Annotated in this window: 14 protein-coding genes; 7 read left to right on the top strand and 7 right to left on the bottom strand. The window is 70.2% G+C overall.

Annotated elements, in window-relative coordinates:
- The 4 genes from BZL64_RS24875 to BZL64_RS24860 form a co-directional block, all read right to left on the bottom strand.
- Positions 1 to 1046: aminotransferase class V-fold PLP-dependent enzyme (locus BZL64_RS24875; protein WP_086771425.1), on the bottom strand; the 1046-nt coding region annotated here is incomplete at its 3' end.
- Positions 1047 to 1161: 115 nt separating this feature from the next.
- The gene (locus tag BZL64_RS24870) at positions 1162 to 1878 is read right to left on the bottom strand and encodes a DsbA family oxidoreductase (protein WP_086771424.1); all 717 of its coding nucleotides are present in this window, start codon (positions 1876 to 1878) and stop codon (positions 1162 to 1164) included.
- A gap of 107 nt (positions 1879 to 1985) precedes the next feature.
- A complete protein-coding gene (locus BZL64_RS24865; protein WP_086771423.1) occupies positions 1986 to 2594 on the bottom strand; it encodes a DUF1349 domain-containing protein in 609 nt (202 codons plus the stop codon).
- 41 nt (positions 2595 to 2635) lie between these two features.
- Positions 2636 to 4165 carry an aldehyde dehydrogenase (NADP(+)) gene (locus tag BZL64_RS24860; RefSeq protein ID WP_086771422.1) on the bottom strand — a complete coding sequence of 510 codons (1530 nt, stop codon included), beginning with the start codon at positions 4163 to 4165 and terminating at the stop codon, positions 2636 to 2638.
- A 144-nt stretch (positions 4166 to 4309) separates the two neighbouring features.
- On the opposite strand from BZL64_RS24860, the gene BZL64_RS24855 reads away from it, so the two are divergent.
- The 3 genes from BZL64_RS24855 to BZL64_RS24845 all read left to right on the top strand — a co-directional run bounded on the left by BZL64_RS24855 (position 4310) and on the right by BZL64_RS24845 (position 7107).
- The gene (locus BZL64_RS24855) at positions 4310 to 5083 is read left to right on the top strand and encodes an IclR family transcriptional regulator (protein ID WP_086771421.1); all 774 of its coding nucleotides are present in this window, start codon (positions 4310 to 4312) and stop codon (positions 5081 to 5083) included.
- Between the two features lie 3 nt (positions 5084 to 5086).
- Positions 5087 to 5557 (top strand): GNAT family N-acetyltransferase, encoded by a 471-nt coding sequence (locus BZL64_RS24850; protein WP_086771420.1) that lies wholly within the window; start codon positions 5087 to 5089, stop codon positions 5555 to 5557.
- A 98-nt stretch (positions 5558 to 5655) separates the two neighbouring features.
- Complete coding sequence (locus tag BZL64_RS24845; protein ID WP_086771426.1) at positions 5656 to 7107, top strand: peptidoglycan D,D-transpeptidase FtsI family protein; 1452 nt, start codon at positions 5656 to 5658, stop codon at positions 7105 to 7107.
- A gap of 84 nt (positions 7108 to 7191) precedes the next feature.
- Here BZL64_RS24845 and BZL64_RS24840 read toward each other — a convergent pair whose 3' ends face one another.
- The gene (locus tag BZL64_RS24840; RefSeq protein WP_086771419.1) at positions 7192 to 8643 is read right to left on the bottom strand and encodes an NCS2 family permease; all 1452 of its coding nucleotides are present in this window, start codon (positions 8641 to 8643) and stop codon (positions 7192 to 7194) included.
- Between the two features lie 272 nt (positions 8644 to 8915).
- On the opposite strand from BZL64_RS24840, the gene BZL64_RS24835 reads away from it, so the two are divergent.
- The 4 genes from BZL64_RS24835 to BZL64_RS24820 all read left to right on the top strand — a co-directional run bounded on the left by BZL64_RS24835 (position 8916) and on the right by BZL64_RS24820 (position 12968).
- Positions 8916 to 9485, top strand: coding sequence for a SigE family RNA polymerase sigma factor (locus BZL64_RS24835; RefSeq protein WP_086771418.1), 570 nt, complete (start codon positions 8916 to 8918; stop codon positions 9483 to 9485).
- The gene (locus BZL64_RS24830; protein WP_086771417.1) at positions 9482 to 10348 is read left to right on the top strand and encodes a hypothetical protein; all 867 of its coding nucleotides are present in this window, start codon (positions 9482 to 9484) and stop codon (positions 10346 to 10348) included. The genes BZL64_RS24835 and BZL64_RS24830 overlap by 4 nt, the downstream gene beginning before the upstream one ends.
- 96 nt (positions 10349 to 10444) lie before the next feature.
- The gene (locus tag BZL64_RS24825) at positions 10445 to 11275 is read left to right on the top strand and encodes a pectate lyase (protein ID WP_086771416.1); all 831 of its coding nucleotides are present in this window, start codon (positions 10445 to 10447) and stop codon (positions 11273 to 11275) included.
- A gap of 52 nt (positions 11276 to 11327) precedes the next feature.
- A complete protein-coding gene (locus BZL64_RS24820; protein WP_425276065.1) occupies positions 11328 to 12968 on the top strand; it encodes a rhamnogalacturonan lyase B N-terminal domain-containing protein in 1641 nt (546 codons plus the stop codon).
- A 69-nt stretch (positions 12969 to 13037) separates the two neighbouring features.
- Here the strand turns inward: BZL64_RS24820 and BZL64_RS24815 are convergent, their stop codons facing one another.
- Together BZL64_RS24815 and BZL64_RS24810 are read right to left on the bottom strand one after the other, a co-directional pair.
- Complete coding sequence (locus tag BZL64_RS24815) at positions 13038 to 14192, bottom strand: right-handed parallel beta-helix repeat-containing protein (RefSeq protein WP_086771414.1); 1155 nt, start codon at positions 14190 to 14192, stop codon at positions 13038 to 13040.
- Positions 14193 to 14331: 139 nt separating this feature from the next.
- Positions 14332 to 15279, bottom strand: a 948-nt coding sequence (locus BZL64_RS24810; protein WP_086771413.1) for a right-handed parallel beta-helix repeat-containing protein, incomplete at its 5' end; no start/stop codon positions are given.

The following is a 15279-nucleotide window of genomic DNA, read 5'->3' as shown; positions in this document are numbered from 1 at the left end:
GAGAGCACGTCCAGGAGCCGGTCCACGTCGGCCGTCGTGTTGAACAGGTGGAAGGCCGCGCGCAGGTTGCCCGCGCGGTTGGAGACCTCGATCCCGGCGCGGCTCAACTCCGGCTGCCGGGCGCCGAGTCCGGGCACCGAGACGATCGGCGAACCAGGTGCGGGCACGGGCTCGTGGCCGAGGGCCGCGAGCCCGGCCCGGAACCGGTCGGCGAGGGCGAGGTCGTGGGCCTGTACGGCGGTGACGCCGAGTTCCTCGATGAGATCGAGGGAGCGGCGCAGCCCCGCGTAGGTGAACAGGGCGTGGCTGAGGTCGAACCGCCGTGCGGAGTGGGCGAGTTCGGCGACGGGTCCGTAGCAGCTGTCCCACGGCACCTCTCCGGCGACCCATCCCGACAGCACCGGCGTGAGTCCGCCGAAGTCCTCCGGGACCACGAGGAAGGCGGCCCCGTGCGGGCCGAGCAGCCACTTGAAGGAGACGGCGGCGGAGTAGTCGTAGGCGTCGGCGTCCATCGGGAGCCAGCCGGCGGACTGGGAGAAGTCGACGTAGGTGCGGGCGCCGTGGGTGCGGGCCGCCTCGCGCAGGGCGGGCAGGTCCACGATCCGTCCGTCGGCGGACTGGGCGGCGCTGACCGCGACGAGCGCGGTGCCGGGGCGGACGGCATCGGGGATCCGCTCCAGCGGGACCGCGCGGACCTTGAGGTCGCCGCGGACGTGGAACGGGTTGAGCACGGAGGTGAAGTCGTCCTCCGCGGTGAGGACCTCGGCGCCCGCCGGGAGCGAGGCGGCGATGAGGCCGGTGTGCGCGGCGACCGAGGCGCCGGCCGCGACCCGCGTGACGGGGACGCCGGCGAGCCGGGCGTACGCAGCCCGGCTGGCTTCCACGTCCTCGTACAGCGAGGTCAGCGGCCTGCCCTCGGCCCGCAGCAGCGCCGCCTCGTGCAGGGCGGTGATGGTACGGGCGGGGAGCAGGCCGTTGCTCGCGGTGTTCAGGTAGGTGCTCTTCGGCGCGAACTCGGCGCGGACGAGGCTCTCGAAGGTCTCCATGGGTCAACTCTGCGACCCACGGAAGTCGAAGTCCATGGCGAATCTTTACGCGGTTTCCCTAAGGACAGCTTATAGATCCACCGTCACCTGCGCCTTTCGCCACCTGCCGCGCGTTTCAGTGCTGCGGTACGGCGCACCCGTCGGGGCCACAGGCCTCCGCGTCGCCCTGGTCGACGAGCTTGAGCGGGGAGCGCTCGCCCCAGGCCTGGGTGAGGGCCTGGGCGAAGACCTCGGCGGGCTGGGCGCCGGAGATGCCGTACGCGCGGTCGAGGACGAAGAAGGGCACCCCGTTCGCGCCGAGCTGGGCGGCCTCGGCCTCGTCGGCGCGGACCTCGTCGGCGTAGGCGGCCGGGTCGGCGAGGACCGTGCGGGCGTCGTCGGCGTCGAGACCGGCCTCGACGGCCAGGTCCACGAGCCGCTCGTCGCCCTCGACGAACAGGGACCGCTCCTCGGCGAAGTTTGCCCGGTACAGGAGCTGGATCAGCTCGTCCTGGCGGCCCCGCTCCTTGGCGAAGTGCAGCAGGCGGTGCATGTCGAAGGTGTTGCCGTGGTCGCGGTCGCGGGTGCGGTAGTCGAGGCCCTCGGCCGCGGCCTGGGCGCCGAGGTTGTCCTCGCCGGCCTGGGCCTGTGCCTCGCTCATGCCGTACTTCTTGCTCAGCATGGTCAGCACGGGCGTGACGTCGCCCTTGGCGCGGCCGGGCTCCAGCTCGAAGGAGCGGTGTACGACCTCGACCTGGTCACGGTGCGGGAAGGCGTCGAGCGCCTTCTCGAAGCGGGCCTTGCCCACGTAGCACCACGGGCAGGCGATGTCGCTCCAGATCTCGACGCGCATGTCTCGGCTCTCTCCAGGTCTGCGGGTACGGAGAATCCCTCCGCCGAGTATGTGAACATTCAAACGGTCGGGCTCATTCCCCGTTCACCGAAACGAGTCGCCCCCGGTCAGCTGCCGTCGCGCAGGTCGTCCGGCCAGGTCGGGCGGAACTCCAGGTGGTCGTAGGTGACGACGCAGCCCTCGCCCATCGGCGCCTGTGCCATGAAGCCGACGAGGGCCGCGCCCGTCTCCTTCTCGTCGCCCAGCGTGAACAGCCGGACGAAGATCCAGTGCTTGCCGTCGCGGGAGGCGTGGAAGGCGAAGGCGCGGCCGGTCCTGCTGACCCGGAGCCAGACGGAACTGCCGTCCACGGTGAAGGAGTTGGCGTCGTCGGAGTGGCCGCGGGTGACCACCGTGCAGACGGTGGGCACGTCCGGGGAGTACTCCAGGCAGAGCTTGGCCCAGGCCCGTTCACCGACGTGGACGTACAACACCCCGGCGTCGAAGCCCGCGTTGAAGCCGACGGTCACCCGGGCGATGAACTGGAAGTCGCCCACGGGCGCCCCCAGCAGCCGGGGCGCGTCGGCGGCCGGGTCGAGCGCTTCCGCGGTGGGCGACACGAACCGGTCCTGGCGGGGACCGGCCCATCCGGTGAGGACCCCGTCCTCGTGGCTCCAGTGCCCGTCGGGCCCGTAGGTGCGCAACGGGAAGGGAAGTTCGGCGAGTTCGAGGTCCATGCTCAGAGTTTCCCAGATTCCTTACTGTCGCCCGGTGCCGGTCACCGCTCGAGGTGGTTGTTGAAGCGCCGGGGCAGGCCCAGCGGGTTGTCGTCGCGCAGCTCGGGCGGCAGCAGCGCCTCAGGGGTGTTCTGGTAGGCGACCGGGCGCAGCCAGCGCTCGATGGCCGTACCGCCCACCGAGGTGGAGGTGGAGGTGGTCGCCGGGTAGGGGCCGCCGTGGTGCTGTGCGGGGGCCACGGCCACGCCGGTCGGCCAGCCGTTCACGAGCACACGGCCGGCGAGCGGGGTCAGCTCGGCGAGGATCTCGGCGCCTCGGCCCTCGCCCGCGGCCTCCTGCGTCGACAGGTGCACGGTGGCGGTGAGGTTGCCGGGGAGCCGCGAGAGGACGGACCGCGCCTGGTCGTCGTCGTCGTAGCGCGCCACGACGGTCACCGGGCCGAAGCACTCCTCCAGGAGCAGGTCGTACGCCCCCTCGTCGGCGAGCTTCCCGGCCGGGACCGTCAGGAAGCCGGCGCTGACGGTGTGCTCGCCGCCCGCTCCGGGCGTGACCGGCGTCTCGACCTCGGGCAGCTGCGCCCGCTCGGCGACACCGGCGAGGAAGTTGTCGCGCATGCGGTGGTCGAGCAGGACGCCCGCGTCGGTGTCGCTGACCGCGTCGGTGAGCGACTTGACGAGGCCGTCACCGGCCGCGCCGGACGGTACGAGGACCAGGCCCGGCTTCACACAGAACTGTCCGACGCCCAGCGTCATCGAGCCGGCCAGGCCGGTTCCGATGGCGTCCGCGCGCTCGGCGGCGGCGGCCTCGGTCACGACGACCGGGTTGAGCGAGCCCAGCTCGCCGTGGAAGGGGATCGGCACGGGCCGCGCCGCCGCCGCGTCGAACAGCGCGCGACCGCCACGGATGGACCCGGTGAAGCCTGCGGCGGCGATCAGCGGGTGCTTGATCAGCTCGACGCCCGCCTCGAAGCCGTGCACCAGGCCGAGCACCTCGGCGGGGATGCCGTGCTCGGCGGCGGCCAGGCGGACCACCTTGGCGACCAGCTCGGACAGGCCGGGGTGGTCGGGGTGGGACTTGACGACGACCGGGTTGCCCGCGGCCAGCGCGCTCGCGGTGTCGCCGCCGACGACGGAGAACGCGAAGGGGAAGTTGGACGCCGAGTAGACGGCGACGACGCCCAGCGGCACCTTGTAGCGGCGCAGGTCGGGCACCGGCGGGGTCGCGGTGTCGTCGGGGTGGTTGATGACGACGTCGAGGAAGTCGCCCTCCTCGACGATGTCGGCGAAGGCGCGCAGCTGGTAGCAGGTGCGGGCGAGTTCGCCGGTCAGCCGGACCGGGCCGAGCGCGGTCTCCGCGTCGGCCACCTCGACGAGCTGGTCCTTGGCCGCCTGCAGCCGGTCCGCGGCGGTGCGCAGGAAGGCCGTGCGGACGGCGCGGTCGGCGAGCGCCGCCCGTGTACCGTGCGCGGCGCGGACGACGGAGTCCACCTCCTGGGCCGTGGCCTCGACCGCGACCTGTTCACGCTGCTTCCCGGTTCGGGGGTCGACACTCCAGACTGGTGCTGCTGCCACCGCGGGTCCCTCCACGTTCGATGCCGCATCGCAATGCCGCTGTACTTACCTCACCACCAGGGACGTTCGATATGCTGAACGCTGTCTCTGATGCTGAATATGCTGTTGGAGACTATTTCCCGTCGAACGAAGGGGTCAAGGGCGATGTCGGCTGGCGAGACGGGGGGCGGGGCGCAGGTCAAGTCCGCGGTGCGGACGGTTGAACTGCTGGAGTACTTCGCCGGCCGCCCCGGTATGCACTCCCTCGCGTCGGTCCAGGAGGCCGTCGGGTATCCCAAGTCCAGCCTCTACATGCTGCTGCGCACGCTGGTGGAGCTGGGCTGGGTGGAGACGGACGCGACGGGCACGCGGTACGGCATCGGTGTAAGGGCGCTGCTGGTCGGCACCTCCTACATCGACGGCGACGAGGTGGTCGCGGCCGCCCGTCCCACGCTGGACCGGCTGTCGGACGACACCACCGAGACCATCCACCTGGCCCGGCTGGACGGCACCAACGTGGTGTACCTCGCCACCCGCCAGTCGCAGCACTACCTGCGACCCTTCACCCGGGTCGGCCGCAGGCTGCCTGCCCACTCCACCTCCCTCGGCAAGGCCCTGCTGAGCACCTACAGCGACGAGCAGGTCCGCAAGCTGCTCCCGGAGACGCTGCCCGCGCTGACCGAGCACACCATCACCGACCGCGAGAAGCTCATCGAGGAACTGCACCAGGTCCGTGAGCAGGGCTTCGCCGTGGACCGGGAGGAGAACACGCTGGGGCTGCGCTGCTTCGGCGTCGCGATCCCCTACCGCACCCCGGCGCGGGACGCGATCAGCTGCTCGGTGCCGGTGGCCCGGCTGACGCCCGCGCACGAGCAGCTGGTGAAGGACGCACTGTTCGACGCGCGTGACCGGCTGACACTGGCGACCCGTAGGCTCTGAGGCATGGAGATCGCCCTGCGCCCGGTCCATGACAGCGATCTGCCGGTGTTCTACCGGCAGATGAATGATCCCGAGTCCCTGTGGATGGCCGCGTTCACCGCGAAGGACCCGGCCGACCGGGCCGCCTTCGACGCCCACTGGAAGAAGATCCGCGCCTCCACCGCCGTGAATCGCGCGATCCTGGCGGACGGTGACGTGGTGGGCAGCGCGGCGGTCTACGGCGAACCGGGCGAGCGCGAGGTCACGTACTGGGTCGACCGCGCCTACTGGGGGCGCGGTATCGCCACCGCCGCGTTGTCCGCCCTCCTCGCGGAGGTCCCCGAGCGCCCGCTGTACGCGCGCGCCGCGGACGACAACGCCGGTTCGCGGCGGGTCCTGGAGAAGTGCGGCTTCAGGCTGAGCGCGCGGGCCACGGGGTTCGCCGAAGCGCGCGGTGCGGAGATCGACGAGGTCGTCCTGGTCCTGGAGGGCTGACCTCCGCGCGGCGCACGAAGCCGGCTTCATGAACGCTCGATGAGAAATCCGGGCGGATGGGAACGATTGCTTCCATCCCGTTCGTCTGTCCGATCGCGATGAACAAGACGATCAGGCGTGCCTCCGTCTTCGCGCTGCTGCTGGTGTTCTCCCTGTTGATCCGGGCGACCTGGGTGCAGTTCTACGAAGGCCGGGCGCTCGCGGACGACAAGGACAACCGGCGCAACGCGATCGAGACGTACGCGGGGCCGCTCGGGAACATCATCGTGGCCGGAAGGCCGGTCACCGGCTCGGCGGCCACGCCGGACAGCGACCTGAAGTACAGACGCACGTACACGGACGGCGAGTTGTACGCCGCGGTGACGGGCTACGCCTCGCAGGCCTACGCCCCGACACAGCTGGAGGGCATCTACGCCGACCTGCTCAACGGCACGGACCCCCGGCTGAAGAGCGCGGTGGACACGGTCACGGGCGAGCGGGCCGACCCGGGCGACGTGATCACCACGATCGACCCGGCCGTGCAGAAGGCGGCGTACGACGCGCTCGGCGACAAGAAGGGCGCGGCCGTCGCGATCGACCCGGTGACGGGCAGGATCCTCGCGGTGGTGTCGACGCCGTCGTACGACCCGTCCTCGCTCACCGACGCCAACACGGCGGGCACGGCCTGGAAGAAGCTCACCGCGGACGCCGACAAGCCGCTCACCAACCGGGCGCTGCGCCAGCCGCTGCCGCCGGGGTCGACGTTCAAGCTGGTCGTGGCGGCAGCCGCGCTGGAGGACGGGCTCTACGCGTCGGTGGACGAGAGGACGGACAGCGCGGACCCGTACACGCTGCCCGGCACGACCACGGTGCTGAGCAACGAGAACCCTTCGGCGCCCTGCGAGGACGCCACGATCCGGGTCGCGCTCCAGTACTCGTGCAACAACGTCTTCGCGCACATGGCCGTCCAACTCGGACAGGACAAGCTGCGGGCGACGGCCGAGAAGTTCGGCTTCGACGACGAGACGCAGGACGTTCCGGTGCGGGCCTACCCGAGCGTGTACCCCTCCGGCATGGACGAGTCGTCGACCGCCCTCACCGGCATCGGCCAGTTCGACGTGACCGCCACCCCGCTCCAGATGGCCATGGTGTCGGCCGCCCTGGCCAACGGCGGCAAGCTGGTGGCGCCGCACATGGTCTCGCAGGTCACCGACGGCGGCGGGAGCGTCCTCACCGACTACGACGACGAGGCCTCGACCACGCAGGTCGTCAGCTCCGGCACCGCCGAGCAGTTGCGGTCGGCGATGCGGACGGTCGTCGAGGAGGGCACCGGCACCAACGCCCGTATCGAGGGGGCGACCGTCGGCGGCAAGACGGGCACGGCCCAGCACGGCGAGAACAACAGCCGGACGCCGTACGCCTGGTTCACCTCGTACGCCAAGGGCGGCGGCGGCAAGGAGGTGGCCGTGGCGGTGGTCGTGGAGCAGTCGGACGCGGCCCGCTCGGAGGTGAGCGGCAACGGTCTGGCGGCCCCGGTGGCGAGGGCGATGATGCAGGCGGCGATCAGCTAGGGGCGCGGGGCCGTGTCCGACATGCGGCTCCGCCGCGTGGGCGCGACCGGCCACGACGGCGCCGCAGCCGATCGCGCAGCGTCCTCACTTGACGCCGAGCACCTGCTCGATCGGGTCGATCGCGAAGTACACGACGAACAGGGCCGACGCCCCCCACATGAGCCAGTGCACGTCCCTCGCCTTGCCCAGCACCGTCTTGATCACGACGAACGCGAGGAACCCAGCGCCGATGCCGTTGGTGATCGAGTAGGTGAACGGCATGACGGCGATGGTCAGGAAGGCGGGGATGGCGATCTCGTACCTGTCCCAGTCGATGGACTTGACCTGGGTCATCATCAGGAAGCCGACGGCGACCAGCGCGGGCGCCGCCGCCTGGAGCGGCACGATGGTGAGCAGCGGGGTCATGAAGAGGGCGAGGGCGAACATGGCGCCGGTGACCAGGTTGGAGAACCCGGTGCGCGAGCCCTCGCCGACGCCGGCCGCCGACTCGATGTAGGAGGTCGCGGAGGACGAGGAGGCCGCGCCGCCCGCGACCGCCGCCGCGCCGTCGATGAGCAGCACGCGGCCCAGGTTGGGCACCTTGCCGTCGTCGTCGAGGAGCTTCGCCTCGGCGCTGATGCCGACGACGGTGCCCATGGTGTCGAAGAAGTCGGACAGGATCAGCGTGAAGACGAGCAGGACGACCGTGATGACGGTGGTCTCGCCGAACGCGCCGAACAGACTGAAGTGTCCGATCAGTCCGAAGTCGGGGGTGTCGACGAGCTTGTCGGGCCACGCGGGCGTGGTCAGGCCCCAGGACTTGATGTCGGCGACGGAGTTGATGACGATCGCGAGGAGCGTCATCGTCACGATGCTGATGAGGATGGCTCCCTTGACCTTGCGGGCGAGCAGCCCGATGGTCAGCAGCACGCCGAGGCAGAAGACGAGGATCGGCCAGCCGCCGAGGGTGCCGGTGGCGCCGAGCTGAACCGGGACCGTGGTGCCCGCGACGTCGGGGATGCGGCTGACGAAGCCGGCGTCGACGAAGCCGATGAAGGCGATGAACAGGCCGATGCCGACGCTGATCGCCTGCTTCAGCGGTTGCGGGATGGCGTGCATGACGGCCTCGCGCAGGCCGGTCACCACCAGCACGCAGATCAGCAGGCCTTCGAGGACGATCAGGCCCATCGCGTCGTCCCAGCTCATCAGCGGGGCGATCTGGAAGGCGACGACGGCGTTGAGGCCGAGTCCTGCGGCGAGGGCCAGCGGGAGGTTGCCGCCGATGCCCATGATGACGGTCATGACGGCGGCCACGAGGGCGGTGGCGGTGGTGAGTTGCACGGCGTCGAGTTGGTGCCCGAACTTGTCCTTGGCGCTGCCCAGGATGATGGGATTCAGGACAAGGATGTAGGCCATCGTGAAGAACGTGGCGAAGCCGCCGCGTATCTCCCGGCCGAAGGTCGACCCCCGTTCGGAGATCTTGAAGAACCGGTCGACGCTGTTCACCGCCGCGGGCGGTGAACTCGGCCGGCCGGCCGCCTTCTGCGTTTCGGACATGACGGAGACTCCTCGTGACCTGGTGATCAGTGTGCGGATGCTGGCTGGATTGTTCCCCCGCTGAACCCCGTTCAGGTTTTCGCCGTGTTACGGAATCAGGGTTCGGTCTGTCATACACCGTTCGAACCCCTGTACCGAACAGCCGATTGATCACTGCTACGCTCCGGATCTCGTCCTGGCCGTCTCCCCGGGACTCCCCCATGTCATTTACATGACACGCACAGCATCCACCCCCGCCGGGGTGCAGATTCCGCATCGAGAAGAGGTCACCCGTGGGCACAGTCGTCGACGACGCCGCCTCCGTGGAGTTCCATGCCTTCTTCGAACGCCACCACGCCGAACTGGCCCGGCTCGCTCATCTGTTGACCGGCGAGGCGGACGCGGCCGACGATCTGGCGGCGGACGCGCTGCTCGCACTCTGGCAGCGCTGGGACCGCGTGCGCGCGGCCGATCACCCGGTGGCGTACGCGCGAGGCGTCGTGGCCAATCTGGCCCGCACCCGGATCCGCAGCGCGGTCCGTGAGCGCCGCCGGGTCGCCCTGTTCTGGTCGCAGCGCGAGGAGAAGACGGACAACCCGGACGTCGCGGGCGTGGTGGACGTCCAGTCGGCCCTGCGTAGACTCCCCTTCCGCAAACGGGCCTGCGTGGTGCTCCGGCACGCGTTCGACCTCTCGGAGAAGGACACCGCGCTCGCTCTGGGCGTCTCGGTGGGTACGGTGAAGAGCCAGACCTCGAAGGGAATGGCCGAGTTGCAGAAGCTGCTCGGCGCCACTGGGGGTTCGCGGAAGGTGCACGCCGTGATGGCGGCGCGCACGGGTGAGGCCGGAGGAAGGGACCGATGACGATGCAGCGGGACGTGCACGGCGAGCTGCGCGCCCGGTTGCACGGGGCGGCCGAGGCGTACGAGCCGAACCGCGAGCGGATCCTCGCCCGGATCGAGCGCGGCATGGTGGAGCAGGAACGGCCCGGCACTCACCGGTCGACCCGCCCGGCCCTGTGGGGCTGGGCGCGCATCGTGAGCGCCACGGCCGCGGTCGCGGGCATGCTCGCGGTCGGCGGCTACGCGGTGGCGTCCGCGGTGAAGGACGACCCGCCGCAGCAGTCGGTCTCCGTCTCGCCGCCGCCGGTGGAGTCCCCGGACGCGACGAGCCGTCCGCCGGCCTCGCCGAAGGCGACGCCCGGTTCGGGTGGCGGCGGGCAGAAGGAGGCCGAGCCGAGCAGTTCGCCGTCGAAGTCGGCGGAGGTCAAGCCCTCCGCCTCCGCGCCGGCTCCGCTGCCGGCCGTCGACGACACCGAGGACGGCCCGCTGTGGTCGGACGGCTCGGTGGACCCGCACAGCAACGACTTCTGGGCGCAGAGCAATGTGACGATCAAGACCTCCGAGCGACTCACGGAGCTGACCGTGCAGTTGAAGGTCGCGCAGAGCGGCGGGGTGGTCTCGACGGGTGCCTGGCGCGCGCTGCCCGAGGGCGACTTCACGCTCACGGTCGAGGAGCGGGACGGCTTCCTGCTCTACACCTGGGTGCTCAAGGAGGGCCGTACGGTCCCCGAGGGCGAGTGGGTGTTCGCCGGGCAGTACAACCACGACCGGGGCGGCCGGGACGCCAGGGACGACAGCTACGTGGTCGTCGGCGGGGCCGACGGCCAGAAGAACTCCGTGGGCGGCGACTTCGCGGCCCGGGACGACGACGAGGGCGACTCGTAGAGGTTCCGGAGAAAAGTTTCGGCGAAGCGGCAACCCTTTCCTCACCGGTGACGACCACAAGGCGCAAGAGTCACCAAGCACTTGAGGAATCGGTACATGACTGCACCAGCTGAACCGCGCGTCCGCCACCGCCGCAAGGTCACCAAGCGGCGTGCGCTGATCGCGGGCTCCGCCGCCTTCGCCGTCTCCGGGGCCGCGATCGTCACCACGACGATGCTCTCGTCCGCGGGCGCCGCCTCGACCTGGCCGACGGCCAAGGGCAGCAAGGCGGTGTCCTCGACCATCAAGGTCACGGGCACCTACGACGGCAAGCTGACGAAGTTCTCCGGGGCCGGCGCTCTGGGCGGCAGCGGCCAGGACGAGGGCCAGGACCCGATCTTCGAACTGGCCGACGGCGCCGTCCTGAAGAACGTGATCATCGGCACGCCGGGCGCCGACGGCGTCCACTGCAAGGGCTCCTGCACGCTGGAGAACGTGTGGTGGCTGGACGTCGGCGAGGACGCCGCCAGCTTCAAGGGCAAGTCCGCCTCGTCCGTGTACAAGGTCATCGGCGGCGGCGCGAAGAACGGCGCCGACAAGGTGCTCCAGTTCAACGGCGCCGGCAAGCTGATCGTGACCGGCTTCCGGGTGGAGAACTCCGGGAAGCTGGTCCGCTCCTGCGGCAACTGCAAGACCCAGTACAAGCGCACGATCGTGCTGAGCGACATCGACATCGTGGCGCCCCTGAAGGTCATCGTCGGTGTCAACGCCAACTACGGCGACACTGCGACCCTGTCGAAGATCCGCGTCCAGGGCGACCCGAAGAAGAAGACGAAGACCTGCGTCCGCTTCAAGGGCAACAACACCGGCAAGGAGCCCACCGAGCTGGGCACCGGCGCCGACGGCAAGACCTGCAAGTTCGCGCCGTCCGACATCACGTACAAGTAAGCGGGTCGACCTTCCCTTGAGCACGCACAAGAGACACCTCACGCGTCGGCGTGTGCTCGGGGCCTCCGCGATCGGCGTCGCCGTCACCGGCGCCGCCGTCGCGGGAGGCACCGGCCTCCTCTCCTCCGCGTCCGCCGCCGCGTTCGGCTACTCGGACGACGGCAAGAACTACGTCGTCGACACGGGCGCCTCACTCGTCTTCAAGGTCTCCAAGACGACCGGCGACCTCACCTCCCTCGCCTACAAGGGCAAGGAGTACGAGGGCTACGGCGGCAGGCACTCGCACGTGGAGTCCGGCCTCGGCGCCTCCACCGTCACCGTGAAGCGGTCCGGCCAGACCGTCCTGATCAAGGTCGTGCACGGCGCGATCACCCAGTGGTACGCGGCCCGCAGCGGTCAGAACAACGTCTACCTGTGGACGGACAAGGCCGACGCCTCGTTCACCGCGACCCGTTTCCTGGTCCGCCTCAAGCCGGGGATGTTCCCCAACGAGGGCCCCGACTCCTGGATCGAGGCCTCCGACAAGGTCATCGAGGCGGGCGACGTCTGGCGGCGCGCGGACGGCACCACGCACTCCAAGCACTACTCGGGCAAGCGGGTGATCGACTACGACCACATCGGTCTCACCACCGGCTCGGTCGGCCTGTGGATCGTCCGCTCCAACCACGAGAAGGCCTCCGGCGGCCCCTTCTACCGGTCGCTGCTGCGCCACTCCAACGACCTCGGCGCCGGCCTGTACGAGATCCTGCACTACAACCAGGCCCAGACGGAGCCGCAGCGCTTCGGTCTCCAGGGCCCCTACGTCCTGTCCTTCACCGACGGCGGCGCCCCCTCCGCCGCCCTGTCGCACGACAGGCTGGACACCTCCTGGGTCGACGGCCTCGGCATCACCGGCTGGGTCGGTGCCGCGGGCCGCGGCAGGGTGGCGGGCGTCGGCCTGAAGGGCATGGACGCGAAGTACCCCTACACGGTGGGCTTCGCCAACGCGGACGCCCAGTACTGGGCGAAGGCGGCGGCGGGAACGGGCGCGTTCTCCTGCAAGGGGATGCTGCCGGGGACGTACACCCTCACCGTCTTCAAGGGGGAACTCGCCGTGCACACGCGGTCGGTGAAGGTGACGGCGGGCGGCGCGACCGCTATGAACACCATCTCGATCACCGGTGACCCCTCCACGGCCCGCACCCTGTGGCGGCTGGGCGACTGGGACGGCACGCCCGGCGAGTTCAAGAACGCCGAGCTGATGACGTACGCGCACCCCTCCGACGCCCGCGCGGCGAAGTGGACGGGGAACGTCACCCTCGGCGGCGGCGACGAGGCCGCCTCCTTCCCCGCCTACATGTGGAAGGAGGTCAACGACGGCGTCCAGGTCTTCTTCAGGCTGACGAAGGAGCAGGCCGCCGCCGCGCACACGCTGCGCGTCGGCGTGACGGACGCCTTCGCGGGCGGCCGGCCCCGGGTCACCGTGAACGACTGGGTGTCGCCGGTCCCGGCGGCCCCCTCCCAGCCCTCGACGCGGTCCCTCACCACGGGGTCGTACCGGGGCAACAACCACGTGTTCACCTTCAACGTGCCGGCCACGGCCTGGCGGACGGACCAGGACAACGTCCTGAAGCTGAACATCGTGAGCGGTTCGAGCGGCACGGCCTTCCTGAGCCCGGGCACCTCGTTCGACTGCGTGGACCTGCTGGCCTGAGCCCCTCTCGGGCCCGCACGGAAGAACGCCCCCGCCGGCGGTCACCGGCGGGGGCGTTTCGCCGCCCGCTCAGTTCATCGTCGTACCGATGGTGGTGGACCCGGTGGTCAGGAACGTGGTCGCCGGCAGCGCCCCGTCCGCCTTGCGGGCGCCGTACGCCGTCGTCGCGTCCGTCGACCTGAAGGCCGGGGTGGTGACGCCGCCGTCCCAGTTGTTCGCCGCCGAGACGGTCGAGGAGCCCAGCTTGGACAGGCCGCCCTTGTTGCCCACGGCGAGGTTGCGGGCCAGGCGGGCCTTGCCGGTCGCGAAGTAGAAGCCGGCCTGCGCGTTGGCGTACGCCGTGTTGCGGTTCAGGACGATCGCACCGGGGTTGGAGTTCTCGGTGAACCCGTTCAGCGTGTTGTCCCAGGCCGCGTTGTTGTTCACGACGTGCGCGACGACGACACCTCCGCCGCCCAGCTTGAAGCCGTTGCCGTTGCCCTCGAAGGCCGTGTCGCTCCAGCGGTTCTTGCCGTTGCCGAAGGCCCACGTGTGGTCGATGGTGATGGGCGTGGAGTACTGCCACAGGTCGAGGCCGTCGTCGGAGTTGTTGTAGAGACGGGCGCCGGTGATCCGGTTGCCCGTCCCCGAGCCGAACTTGACGGCGATGCCGTCCGCGTTCTGGCCGTGTCCGGTGGCGTCGTAGTTGCCGTGGCTGTCGAGGTTCTGCACGAGGTTGCCGACGGTGTTGTCGCCTCGCAGGGTGAAACCGGTGTCGCCGTTGCCGGCGGTGACCAGGTTCTTGAAGACTCCCCCGGTGGAGGAGGTGACCACGAAGCCCTGGGCCGGGGACTTCTGGAAGGTGAGGTTCTGCACGGTCCAGTAGCTGCCGTAGATCCCGGCGAGCCAGGAGCCGGCCGGCAGCTTGGACCCGTCGATCTTCACCTTCTCGCCGCCGTACGCCTGGAGCGTGATCCGGTTCGTGGCGGTGCCGCTGGCCGTGGACTTCAGGCCGGCCGTCGGGTAGTAGGTGCCGCCTCGGACCTGGATGACCGTGCCCGCGGCGGCGTTCCGCACGGCCGTCTCCAGCTGTGCGGCGGTCGACACGGTGACCGTCGTCGACGCGGCCTGGGCGCCGTCGTCCGCCAGGCCGAGGTAGACGCCGCCCGCCCCTGAGGCGAGCGCCACCGCGGCGGCGATCGAGAGGGTGCGCGTCCTGCGGTGGCGTCCGGTGCTCAAACGCACGGGGCGTTCCTTTCCTGAGGGGATGGAGAGAAACGCGCCGGAGAGGTCCGTCATCCGGCGCGTTTCCGCTCTCCAGTCGCCGCCGTGGCCGGGAAAGGTTGCCGGGCCCCGCGAAAAGAGGTCGATAGTTTCGCCGCGGTCAGTTCATGGTCGCCCCGATGGTGGTGCTGCCGGTGGTGAGGAACGTGGTCACGGGCAGCGCGCCGCCCGACTGGCGGGCGTTGTACGTGGTGGAGGCGTCCGTGGAGCGGAAGGCGGGCGTGCCGATGCCGGAGTCCCAGTTGTTGCCGGCCGAGGTGACCCTGGAGCCCTTGTTGACCTGGCCGCCTGCGTTGCTCACCGCGAGGTTCTTGCCGAGCTTCGCGGCGCCGGTCGCGAAGTAGTAGCCCCACTTGGCGTTGGCGTAGGAGGTGGTGCGGTTGATGCTGATGGCGCCGGTGTTGGAGTTCTCGGTGAAACCGTTTCCGGCGTTGCCCCAGGCGGCCGAGTTGTTGACGACGTGGGCGACGACCTCGCCGTCGCCGCCCAGTTTGTAGCCGTTGCCGTCGCCCGCGAAGGCGGAGTCGGACCAGCGGTTGGCGCCGTTGCCGAAGGCCCAGGTGTGCTCGACGGTGACGGGCGAGGAGAAGGACCAGAAGTCGAGTCCGTCGTCGGAGTTGTTGTAGAGGCGGGCCCCGGTGATGAGGTTGCCGGTGCCGGAGCCGAACTTCACGGCGATGCCGTCGGCGTTCTCGCCGTGGTTGGCAGCGTCGTAGTGGCCGTAACTGTCGATGTTCTTCACCGTGTTGTTGGCCGTGCCGTCGCCGGTGAGGGTGAAGCCGGAGTCGCCGCCGTTGATCGTCTTGATGTTGTTCCAGTTGGTCCCGGTGCAGGACTGGCAGACGACGGCGCTGTCCGGGGAGTTCTGGAAGGTGAGGTTCGAGACGTTCCAGTAGTCGGCGGTCAGTTTGAGGATCCAGCCGCCGGCGGGGAGGCTGGAGCCGTCGATCTTCACGGTCTCCGAGCCGTACGCGGTGAGGGTGACCGGCGCGGAGGCGGTGCCGTTGGCCGTGGACTGGAGGGTGGCCGTCGGGTAGTAGGTGCCGCC

It is taken from the genome of Streptomyces bobili, assembly GCF_002154575.1.
Taxonomy (GTDB): domain Bacteria; phylum Actinomycetota; class Actinomycetes; order Streptomycetales; family Streptomycetaceae; genus Streptomyces; species Streptomyces bobili.
The sequence above is the reverse complement of the archived record's forward strand: the minus strand, read 5'-3'. Positions and strand labels throughout refer to the sequence as shown.

What these genes read in the sequence shown, in the direction of transcription:
- BZL64_RS24870 (WP_086771424.1), bottom strand. Translation starts at nt 1,878, where the DNA reads ATGCGCGTCGAGATCTGGAGCGACATCGCCTGCCCGTGGTGCTACGTG.
- BZL64_RS24865 (WP_086771423.1), bottom strand. Translation starts at nt 2,594, where the DNA reads ATGGACCTCGAACTCGCCGAACTTCCCTTCCCGTTGCGCACCTACGGG.
- BZL64_RS24855 (WP_086771421.1), top strand. Translation starts at nt 4,310, where the DNA reads ATGTCGGCTGGCGAGACGGGGGGCGGGGCGCAGGTCAAGTCCGCGGTG.
- BZL64_RS24850 (WP_086771420.1), top strand. Translation starts at nt 5,087, where the DNA reads ATGGAGATCGCCCTGCGCCCGGTCCATGACAGCGATCTGCCGGTGTTC.
- BZL64_RS24845 (WP_086771426.1), top strand. Translation starts at nt 5,656, where the DNA reads ATGAACAAGACGATCAGGCGTGCCTCCGTCTTCGCGCTGCTGCTGGTG.
- BZL64_RS24840 (WP_086771419.1), bottom strand. Translation starts at nt 8,643, where the DNA reads ATGTCCGAAACGCAGAAGGCGGCCGGCCGGCCGAGTTCACCGCCCGCG.
- BZL64_RS24830 (WP_086771417.1), top strand. Translation starts at nt 9,482, where the DNA reads ATGACGATGCAGCGGGACGTGCACGGCGAGCTGCGCGCCCGGTTGCAC.
- BZL64_RS24825 (WP_086771416.1), top strand. Translation starts at nt 10,445, where the DNA reads ATGACTGCACCAGCTGAACCGCGCGTCCGCCACCGCCGCAAGGTCACC.